Source organism: Halorubrum sp. SP9 (genome assembly GCF_005435015.1).
GTDB classification, from domain to species: domain Archaea; phylum Halobacteriota; class Halobacteria; order Halobacteriales; family Haloferacaceae; genus Halorubrum; species Halorubrum sodomense.
Genome location: NZ_SGXU01000246.1, coordinates 1 through 625, shown reverse-complemented (window position 1 = coordinate 625; position 625 = coordinate 1). Strand labels below are relative to the sequence as shown.

Annotated in this window: 1 protein-coding gene; it reads right to left on the bottom strand. The window is 61.1% G+C overall.

What is annotated here, in order from left to right; genetic code table 11:
• The coding region (locus tag EXE45_RS20925) for a hypothetical protein (RefSeq protein ID WP_206750502.1) at positions 1 to 625 on the bottom strand (625 nt) is incomplete at both ends.

The window sequence follows — 625 nt, the reverse complement described above, 5'->3', positions numbered from 1 at the left end:
GCCGGACCGGCGCCCGCGGACTGAACGCACCACGTACAAGCGCGTAAACAGTTCCACAAACGACACCGTAACCGGCCACCGCAGCCAGACTCCCGAAATGAAGGAGTGGGACATTGCTCCCGGTAATGACGGCAAGCGGCACGGGGACGGCGAGTAGCCAGACACCAACACCGAAGGCGAGCCCGACACCCGCAGTTGAGGCAGGGTTAATCCGTAGTGGTTCAGACAGGCTAAACTCGAGCAGTCCCGCACAGAGTACACCGAGCGTTCCCCCAGCAAGCAGCGTCAACAGCCCACCCACGAGCACACTAGAGCTGCCGACAAGACTGGCTGCGAGAGGAAAGCCATCCTGGACACTGACACCGATCCAGAGGGCGAGCGTTGCGAGGCCGCTGGCAAGCCCGGTTGCGAGCAAGATCGCGACTGCGTGTTCACGCGGGCGACGGGCAACAGGACCGACACGCCGAATGCGACCCGCAACCCAGAACCCAGCAATAGCAATCAAAAAGACAGTAATGGCGCCAAACACACTTGCCTCGTACTGCGCCCGCACAGCTGGCCGATCGAGCGTATAATGAAAGCCAAACAACTCGACCCAGAGAGAGCTGTGGAACGCGTACAACGG